Raw genomic sequence first — 21905 nt, 5'->3', positions numbered from 1 at the left:
TGAACCGGATGAGTTGACTAATGACTGCCCTACCTGTCGACCTTGACCTGCTGTTGCTGGATGCCACCGTTGTGACGATGGACCCCGCCCAGCCGGTGTTACATGACGCGGCCATCGGCATACGCGGCAACCGGCTTGCCTTTGTCGGCCGCGCGCAGGACCTGAGCCTGCAAACGCGCGCGCGTACCACGCGACGGCTAGGCGGACGCCTTATCGTGCCGGGCTATGTCAACGTGCATACCCACGCCATTCTGACGATGGTGCGCGGTGTAGCCGAAGATCTGGGCTTCGCGCCCGCGTACACGCCAGGCATTCCGCACGGCCACGACGTGCGCCCGGACGAAGCGGTCGCGCTGGCTCGTCTCGGCGCGCTCGAAGCGATGCTGTTCGGCTCGACGCTGATCAACGATAGCTATGTTCATGCCGACCTCACAATGGAGGCAATGGCCGACCTTGGCTTGCGCGTGTTCTCATGCGGACGCCTTCACGACGTCGATTTCTCCGGCGTGGCGAACGGGCGCTGGGAATACCATGCCGCGACCGGGGAGCGTACGCTCAACGACGCACTGACGCTCGCCGCGCGCTGGCATCGCAAGCACAACGGCCGCACGGGCGTGCAACTGGCCGTTCACGCACCGGATACCTGCTCTGACGACTTTCTGCGTCTGATCGCCGATGCGGCACGCGCGCATGACCTTGGCGTAACAACTCACCTCGCGCAAAGCCGCACTGAGGTCGGGCAAGTGAAACGGCGTTCGGGCAAAAGCCCGGCGCAGCTACTCGACAATGTCGGACTGCTCAATGAACGGTTGGTGGCGGCGCACTGTCTGTATCTGGACGACGGCGACATCGAGCGCGTCGGACGCGCCGGGATTACGGTCGCACACATTCCAAAGGGCAACGCGACGGGGGGGACGATGGCGCCGACGCCGCGCCTGCGCGCCGCCGGCGCCCGCATCGCGCTCGGCACGGACAACATGCACGCGGATATGACCGAGGTCATGCGCTGGGCGCTGGCCATCGCGCGCATCCAGTTGGACGAGGTCGCCCCCGACTGGCAGCCCGCCGATGCGCTGGCGATGGCCACCCATAACGGCGCCCTTGCGATGGGCCTGGGCGACCAACTGGGTCGGCTGCAGACGGGCTGGCTCGCGGACCTCGCCGTATTCGACTTCCGGCGCGCGCATCTGACACCGCACCCGAATCCGCTGGGCACGCTCGTGCATACGGGACTCGGGCGCGATGTGGAGATGGTCATCGTGGATGGAGAAATCGTGGTGGACGGCGGCGCTCCCACCCGTTGCGACGCCGATGCGGTCATCGCCGCCGCACAACACGCCGCCGCGCAATTATGGAAAAGGGCCAGCGCATGAGCACGCCGCACAGTATCGGTTCGCAGGCGAAGCACGGCGGCACAGGCGTCGCGGCCGCCGCATTTGCGCCTCCACGCGCCAGCACTTCACAAGCTGGTGCTGCCGTGCAGATGCGCGGCATCAGACACCGCTTCGCAGCGGTGCCCGTCATCGAAGACGTCACCCTCGAGGTTGCGGCCGGCGAACTGGTTGCGTTGCTTGGCCCCTCGGGGTGCGGCAAAAGTACCCTGCTGCGTATCCTCGCCGGTCTGCAGGTGCAGTCCGAGGGCGAAGTCCATATTGGCGGACAACGCGTGGATGGCCTCGCGCCGCGCCAGCGCGGTGTGGGCATCGTCTTCCAGAACTACGCGCTGTTTCCGCACATGACGGTGGCCGCGAACGTGGCCTACGGTCTGGAAGCCAACGGTGCGGCCCGTCGCGACGCCGCGCACAAGGCCATGCAGATGCTCGAGATGGTCCGCATGGATGCGCTTGCGAAGCGCTATCCCCGCGAGTTGTCGGGCGGCCAGCAACAACGTGTTGCACTGGCCCGCACACTCGCCGTCGAACCCCGCATCCTGCTGCTCGACGAACCGTTTGCGGCCCTCGACAAAAACCTGCGACTCGACATGCAGATCGAAATCCGACGTCTGCAGCGCGAACTGAACATCACGACCGTGATGGTGACGCACGACCAGGAAGAGGCGATGAGCATGGCCGACCGGGTCGCGGTTCTCAATCGCGGGCGTCTCGAACAATACGACACGTCGGTCGCGATCTACGACCAGCCCGCCACCTCGTTCGTCGCCACCTTCGTCGGCACCGCAAACCTGCTGCCGGTGACGCTGCGCCTGGATGGCAACCAGTGCCTGGCAGAGTTCGCCGATGGCGCCGTGCTGTCCGTTCCCCAGCCGGGCCCGTGGCGCGATCCCGGCGCGGCGTTGCTGGCGGTTCGACCCGAACAATGGGAGTGGCAGTTGCCACAGCCTGGCGCCAACGCGCGGCAGTTGCTTGCTACCGTTCAACTGGCCATGCCGATCGGCCCAACGCTGGTTGTCGATCTGCAGACCGATGCTGGGCAGCCCGTGAAGATATCGCTCCCACGTGCCGAGGGTGCCGCCTTGCAGCCACGCCTGCGCGTGGCGCTCGATTTCAAACCGGATGCGCGGGTGCGCACCTTCAGTGCGCCGACGCACGGCGCCGCCGGCGTTTAGCGGATGCTCACGTCTGTCTTTATCCAACCGAGCGCGCGCGGCAGCGACGCCGTACGGCGCCGATCCTGTCCGCGGCGCGTGCACGTCGCCCTCTTCCCTATCACCCGTCTATCCACTTCAACCGTTCATCCGGAGGTCCTATGTCGCTGATCGATCACCAACGTCGCAAGCTCCTGCAACTGATGGGAGCGGCTGGGGCCGTTGGCCTGTCGCTCGGCAGCCCGCTTGCCATGGCTGCCTCCGAGTCCCTCGCGGCCACCACCTTTCCTGGCGCGTGGGAAGAGTCACAACGCAAGATCCTGTTGCCCGCGTTTCGCAAGGCTGCGGGTGTCAACGCCGTGCTCACTGCCTCCCAGGCGCTCGACACCCTGACCAAACTGGTGGCCGCGCGCAACAATCCGCCATTCGACGTGGTCATGATGGACGAGGGACCCTACCTGCAGGGCATCGCGCAAGGCGTGTTCGAACCCATTCCGGCGGCCCGCGTGCCGAACCTCGCGAATCTGCCCGCTCACTTCATCGACCCGAAGGGCCTCGGCGCGTATGTGTCCGCGCAGGTGTATGGCATTGCGTACAACACCGAGCGCGTGAAGAGCACGCCGAAATCCTGGAACGATCTGCTGAAGCCGGAATTCAAGGGCCGCGTCGGCCTCGTGAGTCTCGACTCGACCTTGGGCACGGTATGGATGGTGGCGCTCGCCAAGATGCTCGGCGGCGACGAAGACCACATGGACCTGGCATTCGATTACATCAAGCGCCTGATGCCCAACGTCGGCGCGGTCGCTGCCAATCCCGGCGCACTGGGCACGCTGTTCCAGCAAGGTCAGGTGGATATTGCGTGCCACTACATCAACAACGTCGAGTCACTCAAGGCCAAGGGCGTACCGATCGCGCTCGCGCGACCGGAGAGCAACTGGGGAATGGTGCGCAGCACGATGAATATCGTGAAGAACACCCAGGCGCTGGATCTCGCCGCGACCTATATCAACACCGCGCTGAGTGTAGAAGTGCAGCAGCAGATGACGGCTGCGCCTTACTATGTTGCGCCAACCAACACGAAAGTGCCGTTCGGCGCAGCGCTCGCCGCCATCGCCCATAACGCAAATGAAATGGCCTCGTTCGTACAGGTGGACTGGGCACGGATCAACCCGCGCCGTGCCGAGTATATTGACCGTTTCAACCGTCTGGTCAAGGCCTGACGCATCATGAACGCGAACCACCGGATGTCACGCGACTGGCTGCTCGTGCTGCCGCTGGGCCTGTTCTTCGTCGCGTTTGTGGGCGTGCCGCTCGCACTCGTCGCGTTGATCAGCCTGCACAGCGACACCGCCATGACGCATTTCGGCATGCGCCAATACCTGCTGTTTTTTGGCGACAGTTATAACCGGGGCATCCTCTGGCAAACGCTCATGCTGGGCGTGGCAACCACGCTTGCGACGATCGTACTTGGCTATCCCGTCGCCCATCTGTACGTGGTGAGCCGGCCGCGGTGGAGGCGTCTGCTGATGGTGCTGATTCTTCTGCCGCTTCTGACCAGCTCGGTGGTCCGCACGTTTGCATGGGTCGTGATCCTCGGCAATGAAGGGCTGGTCAACGCGCTACTCGTGGCGTTCGGGCGAACGGGCGAACCGGTGCGGCTCTTGTATACACCGCTGGCTGTTATCCTGTCGCTCGCGCAGATTGAATTGCCGTTGATGGTGTTACCGCTCGTCACCACGCTCATATCGCTCGACACGCGCCTGCCCGAGGCATCGCACGCGTTGGGGGCGAGCAGTTGGTGCACCTGGTGGAAGATCACGGTGCCGCTCGCCATGCCGGGCCTGCTCAGCGGCACCTTGCTGGTATTTACCGGCGCGGTCAGCGCGTTCGTAGTTCAGACGCTGGTCGGGGGCGGCCAGTTGATGTACATGCCGTTCTACATCTACGAGCAGGCGATCCAGACGCAGAATTATCCATTTGCCGCCACACTCGCTGTGATTTTGCTGTTGAGCGTGCTCCTGGTCGTGACCTTGCTCAACTATTTCGGCCGCAAGACCCGGGGATTTGTCCATGGCTAAATACACCGCCGCCGCGGCGCAGGTCATGCCGACGCGCCGCACCCGGCCTGGGCGCTTGTCGTTCAATGCCGTGATGGGAGCGATCGGCGGCATCGGACTCCTGATGCTGATCGGGCCCACGCTGATCGTGCTGATAACCTCGCTCACGTCGGGCTACTCGCTGAAGTTTCCGCCGCCGGGGTTCTCGCTGCGGTGGTATCACGCACTGATCTTCGATTCGCCCGAGATCATCGACGACCTGCTGCTAAGCCTGAGGCTCGCCGCCGCCGCGACCGCCTGTGCGACCGTGCTGGCGGTGGCGGCCGCGGTCACTCTGGCACGCCGCCGCACGCTCGCTGCGCGACTGCTCGACTCTTTTTTCATGGCACCGCTGACCATCCCGTCACTCGCGCTCGGTTTGGGTATCCTGATCTTGTTCAACCTGGAAAGTGCCGGCCTGTCGTTCTACAGCCTGCTCGCCGGACACATCGCCCTGTGCGCGCCCTATGTGCTGTACACCACGTCGGCCAGTTACGCGCAGCTCGATCCAGCGCTACTCGACAGCTCGAAATGCCTCGGGGCAGGCGGCTGGTTCACGTTTCGCCGCGTCGTGCTGCCGGCGCTGGTACCCGGCATCGCGTCGGGGGCGTTCATTGCGTTCATGAACTCGTTCGACAATGTCGCGCTGTCGCTGTTCCTGTCGGACGCCCGCTCAGAAGTGCTGCCCATCCACCTATGGCACATCATCGAGGACAGCCTCGACGTGCGGGCGGCTGCGGCCTCCGGCGTGCTGATTGTCGTCACCTTGATCTCCATGCTGCTGATGGAGCGGCTCGCCGGATTGTCGCGGCAGTTCCGCTAGCCCCTGCAGCTAACGTTCCTTCAACCGGGTGAAATCCTTGCGCAAGATCCTCTCCAACGTCAGAGCATTACACGGCGCCGGGCAGCGTTATGAGCCTCGGCGCGTCGACGTCGTGATCGAAGGCGAGCACATCGCCGCAGTCGAGCCGGGCGGCAGCGCGACCGACGGAGAGTGCGTGCCCCTTGACGACTGCCTGCTGGTGCCGGGGCTCATCAACGGCCATCAACATTCGCACGAGCATTTTCATAAGGGTCGGCTCGAAAACCTCCCTCTCGAATTGTGGATGCACTACGTGCGCGCCCCCCGCCCGGTCAAGCTGACGCCGCGCCAGGTTTACCTGCGGACCCTGATCGGTGCGCTCGAGTCGCTGCGCAGCGGCGCGACCACCCTGGTCGACGACGTGAGCCTTGGGCAGGCCATCGACCCCGCCATCGTCGAAGCGATTTTCCAGGCTTACGAAGACGCGGGTATTCGCGCGCTCGTCGGGTTCTCGATGATGGATCGCGCGATCGTCGATAACTTCCCTGACGTCGACACAATTTTCCCGCCCGCTCTGCTCGCGCAACTACGCGCCCAGCCGCGGCCCTCGCCCGATGCGTTCTTCGCGCTGCTGCAAAGCCAGTTGGCGCGGCACCATCCTCTGCATGACCGGGTCGGCATGCTGATCGCACCTTCGGCGCCGCAGCGCTGCACGTCTGAATTTCTCGCGCGTTGCCGCGCGTTCGCCGACACGCACGCGCTGCCGGTCATCATCCACGTTCAGGAAACGCGGCTGCAGGTGGTAACGGCACAAGCGTTCTATGGAAAGCCCATGGTGATGCGCCTCGCCGAATTGGGATTTTTGCAACCGGGCACCTCGCTGATCCACGCGGTCTGGCTGTCGGACGCGGAGATCGACTGCCTGGCGCAGTCTGGCGTCAGCGTCCAGCACAATCCGTGGAGCAACCTGATGCTCGGCTCCGGCGTGCAACCGGTACGTGAGCTGCTCGACGCGGGCGTCAACGTGAGTCTCGGGTCAGACGGCTGCGCGTCGACCGTCACCTGCAATATGCTCAACGTGCTTGGCAGCGCCGCGGCTTTGTCGAAGATACGCGGCGACGATTATTCGCGCTGGTTGTCGGCCGCCGAAGCGCTACATGCAGGGACGATCGGCGGCGCGACGGCGCTCGGACTAGGCGGGCAACTAGGTGCGATCGCTCCGGGTTATCGCGCCGACCTGGTCGCCTACCGGACCGACACCGTAGGCTTCACTCCCTTGACCGATCCGGTGCGGCAACTCGTGTATGCCGAGCGCGGCGCCGCCATCGACAGCGTGTTTGTCGCGGGCGAGGCAGTCATACGACAAGGCCGGCTCACGCGCGTCGATGAAGCCGCGCTAATGCGGGAAATTAGCGCGGCCTACGAGGCGCTCAGCGCGGAGTTTGGCCTCGCCGATGAATCAGTCGCACCACTGCGAGCGGAAATGGAGAAGGTCTACGCGCGAGCCCAGACGCTGCACGCCGATTGGCAGACCTGCGTGGCAAAGCTGCCCGGTTGACGGTGCGGCCAAGGGTGCGGTAGCCGTACGCCCCGATCCGTGGAGACAACTCACGAATCACCGGTGCAAGATAATCGCCGGTTCAGCAGAAACTCGCCGCTCGAAATCGCCAGTCATCAAGCCGCCCATACCATTATTCTTGGCGTTAGCTCTCCCTGCAAATGGCGGCTTCCCGCGTCCCAGGGACCCGGACCGAACCCTGCCGGCGGTATGGCAAGATGCCCCGGACAGATATTTAACGTCGTTTGTGTGTCCACCTTCGGTCATTCGATCGGGCGACATGGATGTCCCTTGATGGCCCAGACTGTGTCAAAACGAGCAGCCGCTGGGAATCGACGAAGCCTGTCTCGGCGCACCTCGCGGCTTGTCGGTTACGGCAACCCGAACGTCAAATCGGAGCACAACAACCCCGTGCGGGTGGCACGCCCTCATCGCGTTCATAACCGCTTCTGAACCGAGTATCTTGATCACCCGCTTCATGTTGTACGCCAGCACGTGCAAGCTCTTTTCCGTGCCCACCCGCCCGAGGGTCCGTGTCAGGAAATGAGTGGCGCCCATCCATGCCTTGATCGTGCCGAACGGGTGCTCGACAGTCTGTCGCCGGATGCGCATCATCTCAGGTGCATGATCAAGTCGCGCCTGCATGTCATCAAGAACAGCTTCGTGCTCCCGGCGTGTCACGCGACGTTGAGGTCCTGGCGTGCAGCCCCCTTTTTGCGGACATTGCTGGCAATTCGAACTCCAGTACTTACTGATCTTCAGGCCGCGCTCAACGGTTGAGAACCGCCAGATGAGCCTCTCGCCTGCTGGGCACCGGTATTCGTTCGTCGTTGCGTTGTATATGAAGTCTTCCTTGCCGAAGCGACCATGGGTCGTTGCACTCGATGTCACCGTCTTCGGAACGGTTGTGGCGCAATTCCGGTGCGTCGGTCTGTTACTCTTGAGCTTTTGACGACCACGAGCCAAATGAGCAAGCTGAAAGATCTCGAACGGTTGTTCAACGGGCGTCATTTCGACCGCGAAGTCATCGTCCTTTGCGTGCGTTGGTATCTGCGCTACAAGCTCAGTCTGCGTGATCTTGTCGAGATGATGGCTGAGCGCGGCCTGTCCCTCGCCCACACTACGATCCTGCGTTGGGTGAAGCGCTACACGCCGGAGTTCGTCAAACGCTGGAATCGGTTGGCTACGACAGCCGGTCAGTCGTGGCGAGTCGACGAGACCTACGTGAAGATTCGCGGCAAATGGGCCTATCTCTACCGCGCCGTTGACCGAGCGGGAAAGACGATCGATTTTCGCCTCAGCGCGAGGCGCGACGTGGCGGCAGCAAAGGCGTTCTTCGCGAAGGCAATCAGAACTCAGGGACGCGCTCCTGAGACGATTACGCTGGACGGCTACGCGGCATCTCATCGGGCGGTCCGCGAGATGAGGACCGACGAGTCGCTACCCAGGCGAACGAAATTGCGATCCTCGAAGTACCTGAATAACCTCATTGAGCAGGATCACCGCCACATCAAATCGCGGGTAAACGTGATGCTTGGGTTCAAGCGGTTCCACAGCGCCGCCGTTACCCTCTCCGGCATCGAACTGATGGATCGCATTCGCAAAGGCCAGTTCGATCTCACCAGCATGCACCTCAAAGATACCACTTCGCCCTCGATTTGGATGGCGGTTCTTTCAGCTCGTTGAGGTCTCCGAAACATGGGCGATTTCTCGCCCGCCTACCCAGTTTGCATCACAGCCGTACACCGCGCCGGTCTTGCCCAGTCTTCGCATCTCGTCGATGTGTGCGCCCCGCGCGCTCAGATGCCGGGCGATTGCTTCGCCCAACTTCGGCGCGAGCCTGCGCCTGCGCGCTTTTTGTTCTGGCGCGAAACGGGCGAATAACCGAATCCACACGTTAATACGGGTTTACCCGCAACAAGCTTGGCTTGTCCTGGCGGAATTGTTTTCTTGTTTGTCTTTCGATTCCGGAATAGCGAAGATCAATCGAACCAGTGACAGGCCGCGACGCGCTTCCTGTCGCACCACCGCGTATTCACAGTAAGAGAGCCGCGCATGCATAACGGAAAACAGACGATTCGGGCGGGTGTCGACATTGGCGGCACGTTTACGGACGTCGCACTGGAGTACGGCGACCGACTCTACTCGGCCAAGGTTCTGACTGATTACGAAAAGCCTGAACGCGCGATTGTCGAAGCTCTGCGGCGTGCGGCGGCCCAGGCGTCGATCGAACCCGCGCAGATCGGAGCGATCGTTCACGGCACCACGCTCGCCACCAATGCTCTGATCGAACGGCGCGGCGCGCGCACCGCCTTCATCACGAGCGAAGGCTTTCGCGACGTCATCGAGATGCGCACCGAAAGCCGCTTTGAGCAATACGACCTGAGCATCGCACTGCCCAAGCCGCTCGTGCCGCGCTGCGACCGCTTCGCCGTGGGCGGCCGCATGGACGCGCAAGGCAACGAGCTCGTGCCGCTCGACCTCGATGGCCTCGAGCGGATCATTGCGGCGATTCGCGTCGCTGAATTCCCGAGTGTGGCAGTGGGCCTGTTGCACAGTTATCGCAATCCAACCCACGAACGCGCGGTGCGCGAGCGTCTACAGCAGCACTTGCCTGGCGTCGCCATATCGCTGTCCAGCGAGGTTTCGCCACAAATTCGCGAGTACGAGCGTTTCAACACCGTCTGCGCGAACGCCTATGTCAAGCCGCTGATGTCGTCTTATCTCAACCGGCTGGCCACGGCGCTCGAAAGCGAAGGCATGCGCTGTCCGCTCTACATGATTCACTCGGGCGGCGGCCTGATGTCGCTGAAAAGCGCTGCTGAGTTTCCGGTGCGTCTGCTCGAATCCGGCCCCGCCGGTGGTGCGATTTACGCGAGCCACGTTGCGGCCCGCTTCGGGCTCGACAAGGTGCTTTCCTTCGACATGGGCGGCACGACCGCGAAAATCTGTCTGATCGAGGAACAGCATCCAAAGACCGCGCGCACTTTCGAAGTGGCGCGCACCTATCGTTTCAAGAAAGGCAGCGGCATGCCGATCTCGATTCCCGTCATCGAGATGGTCGAGATCGGTGCAGGCGGCGGGTCGATTGCGCATGTCGACGATTTGCGCCAGGTGCGCGTCGGCCCTGAAAGCGCCGGCTCGGAGCCGGGGCCGGCCTGCTACGGCCGCGGTGGCCGGCGGCCGACCGTCACCGATGCCGATCTTCTGCTGGGCAAGCTCGATGCGAACCGCTTCGCAGGCGGCACGATCCAGTTGGACACCGCTGCGGCGAACGGCGCTGTCGAGCGCGATATCGCGCAGCCGCTGCAAGGCGATCCAGTGCAGGGCGCCTTCGCGGTGGCGGAGATGGTCGACGAAAACATGGCCAATGCCGCCCGCGTGCATGCGGTCGAAAACGGCTGCGAGCTGGCCGAATACACGATGATCGCTTATGGCGGCGCGGCGCCTCTGCATGCAGCGCGCCTGTGCGAGAAGCTCGGTATCGCGCAACTGTTGATACCGCCCGGCGCGGGCGTGGGCTCCGCAATCGGTTTTCTGCGCACGCCATTCGGCTACGAGTCGCTGCGCAGTGCGGTGATGCGCCTGAGCGAATTCGACAGCGGCATGGTCAACACGCTGATAGATGAAATGAACGTCGAAGTTGCCGCGTTTTTGCGCGAGACTGGCCACACAGGCGAACTGCGACGCGAGTTACGCGCCTATATGCGTTACACCGGACAGGGCTGGGAGATTCCCGTCAGCGTCGCGGCTGAGCGTTTCACGGCATTCGACGTGGCCGCCTTGCGCCACAGTTTCATCGAGGCCTATACGCAGCTGTTTGGACACGAGGTGGCAGGGCTCGACGTGGAAGTGGTCAGTTGGGCGCTTTCCTTACGCACTGTAGAGGCGCGTCCCAAGCGCATCGAGCCGAGCGCCGGCTCGGCAGCGCCAGACCACGGCGGTATTGCCGCGCTCGAACACCGGCCGGTATTCGATGCGAGGAGCGGCCGCTTTCACGATTGCGCGGTCTATGCGCGCGCAAGCTTGCCGCGCGACATACGTATCGATGGCCCTGCGATCATCGTCGAGGACGAAACGTCGACGCTCGTCACCCCGGGTTTTTGCGTCGTCCTGCAACAGGACGATTGCCTGCTCATTCAACGTCGTCGTGAAGGAGATGCATAACATGAACACTACTAACGCCACTATTCATGTTCGTGAGCAGATCATGTGGAACCGGCTCATTTCGGTGGTCGAAGAGCAGGCCGTTACGCTGATCCGCACTGCGTTCTGCACTAGCGTACGTGAAGCCGGCGATCTCTCGGCCGGCGTGTTCGACGCGCAGGGGCGCATGATCGCCCAGGCAGTGACCGGCACGCCCGGGCACGTCAATTCGATGGCGGAATCGGTCGGCCATTTCCTTGCGCGTTTCCGCCCGGATCAACTTGCGCCCGGCGACGTGCTGGTCACCAACGACCCTTGGCTCGGCACCGGCCATCTGCACGACATCACCACGGTGACGCCGGTATTTCGTGGCGCGGGACACCCGATTGGCTTTTTCGCAGCGACTGCGCACGTGGTCGACATCGGTGGGCGCGGCTTTGGGCCGGACGCCGGCGAAGTCTACGAGGAAGGGCTGTGCATTCCGCCGATGAAGCTGTTCCGGTGCGGCGAGCTGAATGCCGATCTCATCGGGATTCTGCAAAGCAACGTGCGCGAGCAGGATCAGGTGATCGGCGACTTCCATTCGCTTGCGGCATGCAATGAAACCGGCCGCAAACGGCTGACAGCGATGATGGACGAGTTCGGTCTCGATAATCTGGCAGAGCTCGCGAATTTCATCTTCGAGCATAGCGAACGCGCGACCCGCGAACGCATTGCGGCGCTGCCACGCGGTCAGCATCGCTATGCGATGACGGTGGACGGTTACGAGCATCCGGTCGAACTGGCAGTCACGCTCGAAGCACGCGACGACGCGATGCTCGCCGACTTCGCCGGTACGTCGGGACCGAGCACATATGGCATCAACGTGCCGCTGACTTACACCAAGGCCTATGCGTGCTACGCGCTCAAATGCGCGATTGCGCCGGACATCCCGAATAACTGGGCCTCGCTGCGGCCGTTCGAAATCATTGCGCCACAGGACTGCATTCTCAATGCACCACGGCCGCTGCCGGTTTCCGTGCGGCATGTGATCGGGCATCTGATTCCCGATGTGGTGCTGGGTGCGCTGCAGGATATGTGTCCCGGCATCGTCCCCGCCGAAGGCGCGAGCGCCTTGTGGAACCTGCAGATGAAGTTTCAGGGCGCGCGCGACGATAACCGCGAGACACGCAACGAATTGCTCGTCTTCAACAGTGGCGGCACCGGGGCCCGGCCGGCGAGCGACGGCCTCAGCGCGACGGCATTCCCAAGCGGCGTGCATACGATGTCAGTCGAGGTCACGGAGAGCATTGGCCCTATCGTGATCTGGCGCAAGGAACTGCGGCCGGATTCGGGTGGCGCGGGCAGATGGCGTGGCGGTCTCGGTCAGAACATCGAGATCGGCGCTCGCGAGGGCTTTCAGTTCAGCCTGAATGCGATGTTCGACCGTGTCGCGTTTCCCGCACGCGGCCATCGGGGGGGCGGTAATGGGGCGGCGGGCAAGGTGCACCTGGATGACGGCACGGCGCTGCGTGCCAAGGGCCGCCAGGCGATTCCCGAAGGCCGCCGGCTGGTGCTCGAGCTGCCGGGCGGCGGCGGCTATGGCCGGGCGGAGGAGCGTCCCGCTGAGCAGGTGGAGCGCGACGTCGCATACGGTTATCTGAGCCCGGAGCAGGCCGAGCATGATTATCCCGGGGTCTTCACGCAGCGGCCCCGCACCTGAGCATGCTGCGTTTCGCTATGGGATCAGCGGCACCTGGACGGATAGCCGATGATTTCCTCGCGACATACATCTTCCAGCAGCCACTCGGCGAAATTCATCAGGGTGTCGGAGTTCTTGCGGTCGTTTTTGTAGAGCAGGAAAAATTTTGGTGTTTTTTCGAGTGGAAGCCTGCTCAGCAGATCGACGCCGAACGGCGCGATCAGCCGGCCGGAACGGATTTCAGTGAGTGCATCGAGATACGAAATGAAGCCGACGCCGAGACCCGCGAGCGTCGCTTCGAGCATTGCGCTGTGCGTGTGCAACAGCAATGTCGGTTGAGCATGTCTTTCTTCGATACCGAGCAGCGCGAGCGTGTCGTGCCACAGGCTATTACCGCCAAGTGGTGAGATCAGCGTATGCCTCAGCAGGTCTTCGGGTTTCTCCACGGGATTCTGCTTGAGCAGCGCCGGGGCCGCGGCGAGTACCTTCAGGTCCTCGATCAACGGCACTTCCGTGAAATCGCTGTTGCCGCCATAACCCCAGTGAATCGCGGCATCGAGGCCGAGATCGTCGAAGTCCACCAGGTCCACACCGATCGACATTCTGAAATCGAGCTCGGGAAACTGACGGGTGAAATGACCAAGGTGGCGGATCAGGCATGCGGTTGCGAAGTACGGGCTGACATGCAGAAACAGCTTGGGTGTGGCGCGTGCCCTCTTGATCAACGTCACGCCTTCGGAGATCTGGTCGAGTCCCCGCCGCACATATTCCACCAGCATCTCTGCGGATTCCGTGGCTGCCACGCTGCGCACGTGACGATCGAATAGCGGCCTGTCAAGCGATTCTTCGAGCAGTTTCAACTGGTGACTGACCGCTTGCGGGGTAATGCAGAGTTCGTCGGCAGCCTGTCGTATCGAGCCGCGGCGCATGACCGCTTCAAAGATCCGGAACGTGTTCAGCGGCGGAAGCCTATAGCGCATGGGCAGCAGGTGTTCGTGTTCAGAGTGAGGGCTGGCGAGACGGTCGGGTGCACGACGCAACAGTCGAAGAAACTGACCAGCGGGGCCGCCGGTACGTGAGTATAGGTGGAACAAAAAACGGCCGCAGAACCCGGCGATTCATGTGCAGGTATGCGGATTCAGCTCCATTGTCTCGACGGCGTCGTCGCGTTGCGGCGTTACCGATGGATAAGGGTTTACCCGTAACAAACCTGGCTTGGCCTGGCTGAATTGTTTTCTTGTTTGTCTTTCGATTTCCGGATCGCGAAGATCAATCGGACCAGCAACAGAGAACGCGCCGCGCTTCCCGTTGCCCATCTTTCGCGGGCCATTTATTCGGCTTGTAGATACCGTAACCACAATACGGTTAACCAATGAAACAGAAATCACGCTCAGGCAAGTATTCCGTGAACAACGGATTTTGAAAAGATACCCTTCCAGTCGACGCCGTGCTGGCGGGACGTCCCCGCGAAGTGAACTCCGTTTATCGCGGACACTTAACCTTTAAAGGATTGCAAAATGGCTACATTTGAGACGGCTTTGCGAATGGTGCTGAAAAGCCTGACGACGCTAAGTCTCGCAGCAATTGCACACGCAGCGTTCGCGCAAGACAGCTCCGTCAAGATCGGCTTCGCGGGTCCTTTAACGGGTCCATCCGCCAGCTATGGCAAGGATCTGGAAATGGGCGCGCGTTTGGCTATCGACGAGGCCAATGCCGCCAACATCATGATCCATGGCAAGCAGTTGCAGCTCACGCTCGATTCCGAGGACGACCAGGCCGATCCCAAGATGGCGGTGCAAGCCGCCCAACGGTTGATCGATTCGAACGTCGTCGCGGTTGTCGGGCATTTCAACTCGGGTACCACGCTGGCGGCGTCTTCGGTTTACGACCGAAGCGGGATGGTGCAGATTGTCCCGTCGTCGTCCAACCCCACGATCACCCACCAAGGCTTCAAACTCCTGTTTCGTCCGTACGGCACCGATAACACGGTTGCTGAAGCGGCCGCGGCGCTGGCAGTACAGACCCTCCACGCCAAGCGGATTGCGATCATCGATGATCGCACCGCGTACGGCGCGGGTTTGGCCGACGAATTCGACGCAGCAGTGAAAGCCCAGGGGGGGCAGGTCACAGCCCGCGAATTCACCTCAGACCAAGCCACCGACTTTAAGGCGGTCCTGACTCACATCATCGGTCAGCAGGCGGATCTGGTGTTCGTCGCGTGCCTCGGCGCAGAAGGCGCGTTGATCGTCAAGCAAGCTCGTCAGTTGGATTACCGCGGGGCGCTCGTGGCTGGGGCGACATATGCCAACAAGAATTTTCTTGCCCGTACCGGCAAGGCCGCTGAAGGAATGTACGCCTTCGAGCAGGGCGCCATCCTGGACCAACTTCCGCAAGGCAAGGTGTTTCTCGCGAGCTTCCGTGCCAAGTATGGGGCTGACCCGATTGGCTTTGCTCCGTTTGCATATAACGACATCTGGGTGATCGTGAATGCCATGAAGGCGGCCAATTCGACTGACCCAAAGGTGTTTGCCCCGGCCATCTCGACGCTGTCCTTTCAAGGTGTGTTCGGCACGGTGGAGTTTAACCAGTTCGGCGATTTAAAGAATCCAAAGACCACGCTGTTCAAGGTTGAGCAGGGCAAGTGGGTGCCGGTGAAGTCCTGATGCGCGTCAAGCTGGCGAGGCAATCCATTACTCCTGCCAAAGGTGCGGACCTCAGGGGTCAAGACGCCGTGATCGCGCTGTAGACCAGCGTGCGCAACGGACGACGCACCGGGTGTGCGCTCGACGGCAGGAGTTGGGTGAGGAACAGCACGATCAGGTCCTCGCGTGGATCGACCCAGAAGAACGGAATCCGAGCATCGGCCGGGTGATGCGTTTGATGGCCCGTGGTCCTGCTCAACTACGTTGTTCAGATAAGTGATTGAGAAGGTCCGGTGCGTACGCCGGACCCTTGCCAGATGCGACCGGTGCAACCGATACGCGCCGCGCGTCAGCCGTGCCTGATTGCCACCGTCTTCAGGTTCGTGAAACCCAGCAGAGCCTCGAAGCCTTTTTCGCGTCCGTGCCCGCTCGCCTTCACACCACCGAACGGCAACTCCACGCCACCGCCTGCGCCATAGTTGTTGTTGGTGCTCACAATTGCCGCTAGCCATGTCAGTAAGTCTGCTCGCGCTGAATTTGGCACAAAACGTCATGATTATCGGCAGAGACGTGCCAAATCCAACAATTTTTCGTTGTTGTAGCGATACAACGACTGAGGGGCACGTTGTCCACTAACGTTGCTAGCGTCGATTTCATGTTCTTTAATGCTGCTAGCGCGTCCTTCCCGCGCATGGGAGTAGACATGGCCTCCTCAGAGGAGACTGAAGCTCGGGCAGCGAAGATTGCGTCAGTGTTGAGACCGCTGGGAAACGGTGAGCTCTCCCGAGAGCAGGCGAAACGAGCTGCGCAATCGCTCAACGTTCACTGGGCGACTGTCTATCGCGTGCGTCGCCGTTTTCTCGCAAATCCTGTGACTAGCACTTTGCAGCCTTCGCCTTGCGGTCGTATACCAGGCGGGCGACTAGACGCCGCGGTTGAGACTGTCATCGACGATGTCGTGCACGAATGGCTGCCCACGCAACGGCAACTAGCCCATCCTGCAACCGATCTTGTGCTTGAAATAAAACGTCGATGTGCTGTTGTGGGCCTGGATTCTCCTAGTCGGTCTGGGCTTGCCCGCAAAAAATGGATCCCTTGCTGAGTGTGTAAAACTCACGCAAGGAGGAAGGAAAGATGGGGAAAGCACCGCTTCAGCGGCCGGATTGAACACACGCGCAGTCAGCCGCGCATCATAGTCACCGGCCATCAATTGCAGTCGCGCACTGGCAGGCGCGCCGTCGGATGCCGTCAACCCCGCGTACGCACCATGTCTAACATGGATTCGATAAGTCAGGTATTCGAGCCGTGCGAACCCATTTGCGTCGAGCAGACTTTCGTCCAGCTCGAGAGCGGTATCGAGCAGCGGCGCGTGGCCGCTGTGCTCGATCGCGGCGCGGGTCGCATAGTGCGGCTGCGCGCCGCGCCGGTTTGTTGCGGGCTGGCCCGGTACCCGGTATTGATAAACGGTTGTCATCGCCATACTGCCTTTCCTTTCAAAATTCATCAGTGCGCGTGCGCCTGCGGCCGCGGCTCGTCGACTTCACCGTTCACGGAGCGCCGGTAATCGGCCTGAGGTGCACCCCGAGTGTCTCAATCCCGGTCGCATACGCACAACTGGTTGCGGGTTTTCGACGGCCGTGGAATTTGTCTGCAAGCCGCACCAGGAGTGGATATCAGGTCAGAGTAGCCAGATCGGCTAAAGTCCAGATTTCTGGACGCAGCGAATGACCCGAAGCCCATGCTGGCAAGAGATTCCAACAAGATTGCGCCTGGAGCAGTTCGAGCAATTTGTCTGGCCGCATCTGAGCCTGGGCCGTCGCGGACCTCCCCCCACGCTGGCCTTGCACAAGATCTTCAACTACATCCTGCAGGCACTGTACATGGGTTGCCAATGGAAGATGCTGCCGATCGACAGGAATGCAGAAGGTCACCCTGAAATTCACTATACGCGCATCTACCGCACGTTTCGTCGCTGGCAGGCCGATGGTTGCATCGATGCCATCTTTTCGGGCTCGGTGCAGCAACTTCATCAGGACCAGCTGCCTGACCTTTCGGTCATCCACGGCGACGGCACCACGACGGCGGCGAAGAAAGGCGGCGACAATCTCGGGTATAGCGGGCACAAGCATCTGAAGGGCGACAAGGTGGTGGCCTTGTGCGATCGCAACTGCAACGTCATTGCTCCATTCATCAGCGCTCCCGGCAACCGCAACGAATCACCGCTGTTGCGCGACGCGCTGCCCAGCCTTACCGCCATGGCCCGCGCCATTGGCGCGGACCTGCACGGTTCAATCGTCAGCCTGGATGGCATTTACGACTGCAGGGCCAACCGCAAGGCGATCTTCAATCGCGGCATGACCCCGAACATCCCCGAGAATCCGCGCGGACGCAAAATACCGAAGCGGGGCCGCAGCAGCGCTACGATCCGGCCATCTTCGAGGAGCGCTTCAGGACCATTGAACGGGTCTTCGCCTGGGAGGACAAGTTCCGCCGTCTGCTGCTGCGCTTTGAACGCATCAGTGACGTTCACTACGCGTTCAAGACGCTTGCCTATACGATGATTAACCTGCGCCACTACTGCTGAACCAGCGCGGGGCTCGCACTTCACTGACTGCGGCACGCGCCGTGATTGCTCACGCCTGTTGCATTCGCGGTCCTGATCATAATGCAAACTCCGATATCGAGATACCAGTCGCTTTTCACAACGATGTTCCTGGCTTCGCACGATTACCAACGGTCATCGTAGTTCTTCCGTTCGCAATGGACGGAAACGCGCAACCAGTTGCGTCCTTGCCATAGCGCAGTCGGCCAACGCCGCCAACGCCTGCCTGCGGGCGTCCACGTCGCTCAGCGCAACCTTTTGCGCGAGCCGATAGTAGTGGCCGGCGAGGCTCTCGGCCTGCTGCACGAGCGTCAGCAACTGCTCGCGGCGATCGGCGAGCATCGACGAGCGCGCCTGCCAGGCGCCAAACGCGCCGATCAGCACGAGGCCGATCCATAGCAAAGCGATCATCGAAAGAAGCTTGCGGTTCAATGTCATCTTCATGGATAAGGAGGGCGATACAGTTCGGCCCGACGCGCGCGCCGGGCTCAACGCGCGACGATCATGCATACCACCGACGCCGTTGCAACGAGCTTATCGTCCTGCCACAGCTCTCCGGTCACGTTGCACACACCGCGTCCCCTGCGCACCAGCGTCGCCCGGCCAATCAGGCGGCCGGGCTTCGCGGGCCGCAAGAACGAGGTGTTCAGGCTAAGCGTGGCGCAGTGCTCGCCCTCAGCCAAAGTAGACGTGACGAGCGTCGCCGTCACGTCATCGAGCATCGCGCACAGCATGCCGCCCTGTACCTGACCTGCCGGGTTGAGGAACGCTGGCGTGCCCACGTACTGCGCCTGAAGCGTGCCGTCGCCCAGCGACAGGAATGCCCCGCCAAGCGTCGTCGTCACCGGCGGCAGCGAGCCGTTCGTGCCGTACGGGTGCGCGAGAGCCTGTTTTTCGTCGATTTCCATGGTTGGTCTCCTTTTTTTCGCGGCCGATTGCGCTCCGAAACCGAAGCGCCCTCCGCATTGCTTTGCTGCCTATTCGCCGCGGAACACCGGTCTGCGCTTTTCCTGCCACGCCAGCGCGCCTTCACGCAGGTCCTGCGATGCATCCGCCTGCGTCACGTCGCGCCAGAACTCATCTTCGTCGAGCGCGCCGCTCGCGATCCGGTTCAGGTGCTTCTTCATGCCGAGCAGCGCCAGCGGCGCCATCGCGGCAAGCTCCGCGCTCAGGCGCTCGACTTCGTCGCACAGCGCGTCCGGCGCCACTACCGTATCGAGGAAGCCGCAGGCTTGCATCTGCGCGGCATCGAACGTCGCCGCCGCAAGCAGCAGCTTCTTTGCCGTATTCAGCCCCAGCCTCGAAACATAGCGCTGCAGGCCGTCGCGATAGAACAGCAGGCCAAGCCGCGCAGCCGGCACGAACATCTGGCTTGTTTCAATGCCGATTCGAAAGTCGCAGGCGAGCGCGAGATCGGTCGCGCCGCCGTACACGCCGCCGTTGATTGCCGCGATCGTTACCGGCCGCGCGCTCTCCAGCTCGTTAGCGAGCGCCTCGAAGCTCGCGCCCGCGCTACCGTCGGAGACGCTGCCAATGTTGAAGCCAGCGCAAAAGTGCCGGCCTTCGGCACACATCCGAAGCACAAGGACTTCGTGCCGCGCGTTCACGTCGCGGATGAAGGCGCGCAAGATATGGAGGTCTTCCGGTTCGAGCCGGTTCGCCATGTCGGGGCGGCGCAACTTGATCGTCGCCATCGGGCCGGTGAGGATCAGTTCCGGCGCAAGGCCGGGCGCACGGGCGGCTGGTTTCGAGGTCATTGTCGGTTCACTGGAAGTTGTAGATCTGCATCGTGGTCTCGCCGGCCTCGATGCGCTTGCAGATCGCCGCTTCGTCAATTTCGCGCTGCGCGGCCTTTGCGACGACTTCGGCCGCACGGGCTCGCGGGACCGCGACCACGCCGTCGCGGTCGCCGACGATCAGGTCGCCAGCCTCGACAGTCGTGTTGCCGAGCAGAACCGGCGCGTTGAGCCAGCCGATCGCGCCGTAGTCCTTGCCTGTGCCGCGAATCGACAGACCGCGTGAGAACACCGGGAAGCCGATCTGTTCGAGCAGGTCGGCATCGCGCACGCAGCCGTCGATGACGAGGCCCGCGAGACCGCGCACCTTGGCCGCCGTGGTCATGACCTCACCCCAGTAGCCATGGTCGTATGCGTCGTTCGTGTAGACCACGAGCACATCGCCCGGCTTGGCCGCAAGGATGGCACGGTGCAGCCAGAGGTTGTCGCCGCCCGGCGAATGCACGGTGAACGCCGTGCCGCAAATCTTGAAGCCCGGCACGACCGGCTTGATCGAAGTCGGCAGCACGCCGATCTTGCCGCCGGCCTCGTGCAATGCAGCTGCCGGCACGTTACGCGCGGCTTCGACGACCTTCGCGTCGACGTGCTCGAAATCGAGGCGGGTCGTGCTTGCCTGATCGTGTTCCTTGATGGCGCTCATGCTCACTTTCCCCGGGTCTGCAGTTGATGGTACTTGAACTGCTTACGCGCCTCGTCGAGACGCATGCCGCCACGGCAGGCCTCGCGGATCGCTTCTTCAGCATCGTGAATCGTTTCGGCGTCGTCGAGCACGGCGTCCTCGTGCTCGCGCGGAATCACGATGATGCCGTCGGCATCGCCACGCAGAATGTCGCCGGGCTGCACGCGCGCGTCGCCGATGTTGACCGGAATGTCGGTCGCCTCCACCTGCACGCGATCCTTGCCGGTACGCATCCAGTGATCGCGGCTGAACACGGGATAGCCGAGCTTGAGGCACAATGCGACGTCGCGGCACACGCCGTTGATCACCGTGCCACCCAGGCCGCGGCGGTGTGCGATCTCGGTAAGGATGTCGCCCCACACGGTCGCGTCCTCGCGGCCGCCGTTGTCAAGCACGACGACCGCGCCGGGCGGCACGTCGTCGATATAGTCGCCCACCGTCCCGGGTGGATTCGCGGCGGGACCGTACTTGAGGGTCCACGCGCGGCCCGCGATGCGAAAATCCGTGCTGCGCGCCTTGATCCTGTAGCACTGGCCGTTGATGCCGAGCTTGTCGAGGGCGTCGGAGAGGGTGGCCGTATCGAGCCTCGCAGCGCGCTCGACGTTGTGGTTGTCGTTTGTCGTCATGGTTTGCGTTTTCTTCCGTGGATTGCAATTGCGTTCAGGCGAGCATGTGTTCGTAATTGCCGCCCATCACTTTGCCGACCGGCGAGCCAGACAGGATCGCCTTGGCCATCGCGGCTTCCTTTGCGACGATCGTCTCGGCAGTGTCGAGCACGATGCCGATGTCGCCGGCGCGGATGAAGATCACAGCGCTGTTGTCGGCCACGACATAGTCGCCTGCCTCCACCTGCACTTCGCCGATCTGCACCGGCACATTGGTGCCCTTCTCGACCACGCGGCCGCGCGCTGTGCGCGCCGTGGTCGCGCGGCTGAACACCGGCAGTTCATAGGCGATGGCTTCGTCAATATCGCGCACGGGCCCGTCGGCCACCACGCCTGCGACTTCGCGCACTTTCGCGGCAAGTGAAAGCAGGCCGCCCCAGCAGCCGGCTTCGACGCCGCTGCGCTGCTCGATCACGATCACGTTGTCGGCGTCGGCCTGTTCGATTGCGGTGCAGCCCAGGTGCACCGACGGTCCCGGGGGCGCTTCGCCCGTGTCGAGCTTGACGGTAATCGCGCGGCCCGCGACGCGGCCGGCACCGGCGCGCTGTGGCAAACCGCTCACCACGCCGCTCAGCTTGAGTTTGTCGAGCGCGTCCGACACGGCGCAGCAATCGAGCCGGCGCAGGCGCTGTACGTTTTGGTCAGCCATGATGTGTTGTACTTTCCTGAAAAAAACTTGAAGTGCGATGCGAG

Annotated in this window: 21 protein-coding genes and 2 pseudogenes; 11 read left to right on the top strand and 12 right to left on the bottom strand. The window is 62.4% G+C overall.

Annotated features, from left to right (window positions below):
• The first annotated feature begins 20 nt into the window (after window positions 1-20).
• From F6X40_RS29930 to F6X40_RS29905, 6 genes are all read left to right on the top strand, one after another.
• Window positions 21-1373: an amidohydrolase family protein gene (locus F6X40_RS29930; protein WP_262421590.1), complete on the top strand. Its 1353-nt coding sequence runs from the start codon at window positions 21-23 to the stop codon at window positions 1371-1373.
• Window positions 1370-2566 carry an ABC transporter ATP-binding protein gene (locus tag F6X40_RS29925; RefSeq protein WP_262421589.1) on the top strand — a complete coding sequence of 399 codons (1197 nt, stop codon included), beginning with the start codon at window positions 1370-1372 and terminating at the stop codon, window positions 2564-2566. Before F6X40_RS29930 ends, F6X40_RS29925 begins: the two co-directional genes overlap by 4 nt.
• Window positions 2567-2706: 140 nt before the next feature.
• Window positions 2707-3765 carry an ABC transporter substrate-binding protein gene (locus F6X40_RS29920; protein ID WP_187630303.1) on the top strand — a complete coding sequence of 353 codons (1059 nt, stop codon included), beginning with the start codon at window positions 2707-2709 and terminating at the stop codon, window positions 3763-3765.
• A gap of 6 nt (window positions 3766-3771) precedes the next feature.
• Window positions 3772-4623 (top strand): ABC transporter permease, encoded by an 852-nt coding sequence (locus tag F6X40_RS29915; protein ID WP_262421588.1) that lies wholly within the window; start codon window positions 3772-3774, stop codon window positions 4621-4623.
• A 25-nt stretch (window positions 4624-4648) separates the two neighbouring features.
• Entirely contained in the window at window positions 4649-5464 is an 816-nt protein-coding gene (locus F6X40_RS29910; RefSeq protein WP_187630302.1) for an ABC transporter permease, read from the top strand.
• A 37-nt stretch (window positions 5465-5501) separates the two neighbouring features.
• Window positions 5502-7001 (top strand): amidohydrolase family protein, encoded by a 1500-nt coding sequence (locus tag F6X40_RS29905; RefSeq protein WP_187630301.1) that lies wholly within the window; start codon window positions 5502-5504, stop codon window positions 6999-7001.
• A gap of 423 nt (window positions 7002-7424) precedes the next feature.
• Here the strand turns inward: F6X40_RS29905 and F6X40_RS29900 are convergent.
• Window positions 7425-7904: pseudogene (locus F6X40_RS29900) on the bottom strand (transposase); the annotation flags it as partial.
• Between the two features lie 63 nt (window positions 7905-7967).
• Here F6X40_RS29900 and F6X40_RS29895 point away from each other — a divergent pair.
• The 3 genes from F6X40_RS29895 to F6X40_RS29885 all read left to right on the top strand — a co-directional run bounded on the left by F6X40_RS29895 (window position 7968) and on the right by F6X40_RS29885 (window position 12849).
• Window positions 7968-8687 carry an IS6 family transposase gene (locus F6X40_RS29895; RefSeq protein ID WP_187630300.1) on the top strand — a complete coding sequence of 240 codons (720 nt, stop codon included), beginning with the start codon at window positions 7968-7970 and terminating at the stop codon, window positions 8685-8687.
• A 369-nt stretch (window positions 8688-9056) separates the two neighbouring features.
• Complete coding sequence (locus F6X40_RS29890) at window positions 9057-11168, top strand: hydantoinase/oxoprolinase family protein (RefSeq protein ID WP_187630299.1); 2112 nt, start codon at window positions 9057-9059, stop codon at window positions 11166-11168.
• 1 nt (window position 11169) lies between these two features.
• Window positions 11170-12849, top strand: a complete 1680-nt coding sequence (locus F6X40_RS29885) for a hydantoinase B/oxoprolinase family protein (protein WP_187630298.1) — start codon at window positions 11170-11172, stop codon at window positions 12847-12849.
• A gap of 23 nt (window positions 12850-12872) precedes the next feature.
• Here F6X40_RS29885 and F6X40_RS29880 read toward each other — a convergent pair whose 3' ends face one another.
• On the bottom strand, window positions 12873-13808 hold the full coding sequence (locus F6X40_RS29880; RefSeq protein WP_187630297.1) for a LysR substrate-binding domain-containing protein: 936 nt from the start codon (window positions 13806-13808) through the stop codon (window positions 12873-12875).
• Between the two features lie 138 nt (window positions 13809-13946).
• A complete protein-coding gene (locus F6X40_RS29875; RefSeq protein ID WP_222946196.1) occupies window positions 13947-14144 on the bottom strand; it encodes a hypothetical protein in 198 nt (65 codons plus the stop codon).
• Between the two features lie 201 nt (window positions 14145-14345).
• On the opposite strand from F6X40_RS29875, the gene F6X40_RS29870 reads away from it, so the two are divergent.
• Complete coding sequence (locus F6X40_RS29870) at window positions 14346-15491, top strand: branched-chain amino acid ABC transporter substrate-binding protein (RefSeq protein ID WP_187630295.1); 1146 nt, start codon at window positions 14346-14348, stop codon at window positions 15489-15491.
• A gap of 58 nt (window positions 15492-15549) precedes the next feature.
• Here F6X40_RS29870 and F6X40_RS29865 read toward each other — a convergent pair whose 3' ends face one another.
• The 3 genes and pseudogenes from F6X40_RS29865 to F6X40_RS29855 form a co-directional block, all read right to left on the bottom strand.
• Window positions 15550-15729 carry a hypothetical protein gene (locus F6X40_RS29865; protein WP_187630336.1) on the bottom strand — a complete coding sequence of 60 codons (180 nt, stop codon included), beginning with the start codon at window positions 15727-15729 and terminating at the stop codon, window positions 15550-15552.
• Between the two features lie 90 nt (window positions 15730-15819).
• Window positions 15820-15954, bottom strand: a pseudogene (locus F6X40_RS29860) (aldehyde dehydrogenase family protein); the annotation flags it as partial.
• Window positions 15955-16458: 504 nt separating this feature from the next.
• Window positions 16459-16950: a hypothetical protein gene (locus F6X40_RS29855; RefSeq protein ID WP_187630294.1), complete on the bottom strand. Its 492-nt coding sequence runs from the start codon at window positions 16948-16950 to the stop codon at window positions 16459-16461.
• Between the two features lie 244 nt (window positions 16951-17194).
• Here F6X40_RS29855 and F6X40_RS29850 point away from each other — a divergent pair, with 244 nt between their 5' ends.
• Window positions 17195-18031, top strand: coding sequence for a transposase (locus tag F6X40_RS29850; protein WP_262421587.1), 837 nt, complete (start codon window positions 17195-17197; stop codon window positions 18029-18031).
• 176 nt (window positions 18032-18207) lie between these two features.
• Here F6X40_RS29850 and F6X40_RS29845 read toward each other — a convergent pair whose 3' ends face one another.
• From F6X40_RS29845 to F6X40_RS29820, 6 genes are all read right to left on the bottom strand, one after another.
• Complete coding sequence (locus tag F6X40_RS29845; RefSeq protein WP_187630293.1) at window positions 18208-18504, bottom strand: hypothetical protein; 297 nt, start codon at window positions 18502-18504, stop codon at window positions 18208-18210.
• Window positions 18505-18560: 56 nt separating this feature from the next.
• A complete protein-coding gene (locus F6X40_RS29840; RefSeq protein ID WP_187630292.1) occupies window positions 18561-18980 on the bottom strand; it encodes a PaaI family thioesterase in 420 nt (139 codons plus the stop codon).
• 69 nt (window positions 18981-19049) lie between these two features.
• Window positions 19050-19829 (bottom strand): enoyl-CoA hydratase/isomerase family protein, encoded by a 780-nt coding sequence (locus tag F6X40_RS29835; protein ID WP_187630291.1) that lies wholly within the window; start codon window positions 19827-19829, stop codon window positions 19050-19052.
• Window positions 19830-19836: 7 nt separating this feature from the next.
• Window positions 19837-20508, bottom strand: coding sequence for a 4-carboxy-4-hydroxy-2-oxoadipate aldolase/oxaloacetate decarboxylase (locus F6X40_RS29830; protein ID WP_187630290.1), 672 nt, complete (start codon window positions 20506-20508; stop codon window positions 19837-19839).
• 2 nt (window positions 20509-20510) lie between these two features.
• A complete protein-coding gene (locus F6X40_RS29825) occupies window positions 20511-21173 on the bottom strand; it encodes an RraA family protein (RefSeq protein WP_187630289.1) in 663 nt (220 codons plus the stop codon).
• A 34-nt stretch (window positions 21174-21207) separates the two neighbouring features.
• Window positions 21208-21861: an RraA family protein gene (locus F6X40_RS29820; protein ID WP_187630288.1), complete on the bottom strand. Its 654-nt coding sequence runs from the start codon at window positions 21859-21861 to the stop codon at window positions 21208-21210.
• Window positions 21862-21905: the final 44 nt, after the last annotated feature.

Origin of the sequence: Paraburkholderia sp. UCT31 (assembly GCF_014397655.1) — a bacterium.
Taxonomy (GTDB): domain Bacteria; phylum Pseudomonadota; class Gammaproteobacteria; order Burkholderiales; family Burkholderiaceae; genus Paraburkholderia; species Paraburkholderia tuberum.
This window is presented reverse-complemented; position numbering and strand designations above follow the sequence as displayed.

Coding starts and splice junctions, on each gene's coding strand:
- F6X40_RS29920 (WP_187630303.1), top strand. CDS start 2,707: ATGTCGCTGATCGATCACCAACGTCGCAAGCTCCTGCAACTGATGGGA.
- F6X40_RS29890 (WP_187630299.1), top strand. CDS start 9,057: ATGCATAACGGAAAACAGACGATTCGGGCGGGTGTCGACATTGGCGGC.
- F6X40_RS29850 (WP_262421587.1), top strand. CDS start 17,195: ATGACCCGAAGCCCATGCTGGCAAGAGATTCCAACAAGATTGCGCCTG.
- F6X40_RS29870 (WP_187630295.1), top strand. CDS start 14,346: ATGGCTACATTTGAGACGGCTTTGCGAATGGTGCTGAAAAGCCTGACG.
- F6X40_RS29925 (WP_262421589.1), top strand. CDS start 1,370: ATGAGCACGCCGCACAGTATCGGTTCGCAGGCGAAGCACGGCGGCACA.
- F6X40_RS29835 (WP_187630291.1), bottom strand. CDS start 19,829: ATGACCTCGAAACCAGCCGCCCGTGCGCCCGGCCTTGCGCCGGAACTG.
- F6X40_RS29880 (WP_187630297.1), bottom strand. CDS start 13,808: ATGCGCTATAGGCTTCCGCCGCTGAACACGTTCCGGATCTTTGAAGCG.
- F6X40_RS29820 (WP_187630288.1), bottom strand. CDS start 21,861: ATGGCTGACCAAAACGTACAGCGCCTGCGCCGGCTCGATTGCTGCGCC.
- F6X40_RS29895 (WP_187630300.1), top strand. CDS start 7,968: ATGAGCAAGCTGAAAGATCTCGAACGGTTGTTCAACGGGCGTCATTTC.
- F6X40_RS29875 (WP_222946196.1), bottom strand. CDS start 14,144: ATGGGCAACGGGAAGCGCGGCGCGTTCTCTGTTGCTGGTCCGATTGAT.
- F6X40_RS29825 (WP_187630289.1), bottom strand. CDS start 21,173: ATGACGACAAACGACAACCACAACGTCGAGCGCGCTGCGAGGCTCGAT.
- F6X40_RS29855 (WP_187630294.1), bottom strand. CDS start 16,950: ATGGCGATGACAACCGTTTATCAATACCGGGTACCGGGCCAGCCCGCA.
- F6X40_RS29840 (WP_187630292.1), bottom strand. CDS start 18,980: ATGGAAATCGACGAAAAACAGGCTCTCGCGCACCCGTACGGCACGAAC.
- F6X40_RS29910 (WP_187630302.1), top strand. CDS start 4,649: ATGCCGACGCGCCGCACCCGGCCTGGGCGCTTGTCGTTCAATGCCGTG.
- F6X40_RS29885 (WP_187630298.1), top strand. CDS start 11,170: ATGAACACTACTAACGCCACTATTCATGTTCGTGAGCAGATCATGTGG.
- F6X40_RS29930 (WP_262421590.1), top strand. CDS start 21: ATGACTGCCCTACCTGTCGACCTTGACCTGCTGTTGCTGGATGCCACC.
- F6X40_RS29915 (WP_262421588.1), top strand. CDS start 3,772: ATGAACGCGAACCACCGGATGTCACGCGACTGGCTGCTCGTGCTGCCG.
- F6X40_RS29830 (WP_187630290.1), bottom strand. CDS start 20,508: ATGAGCGCCATCAAGGAACACGATCAGGCAAGCACGACCCGCCTCGAT.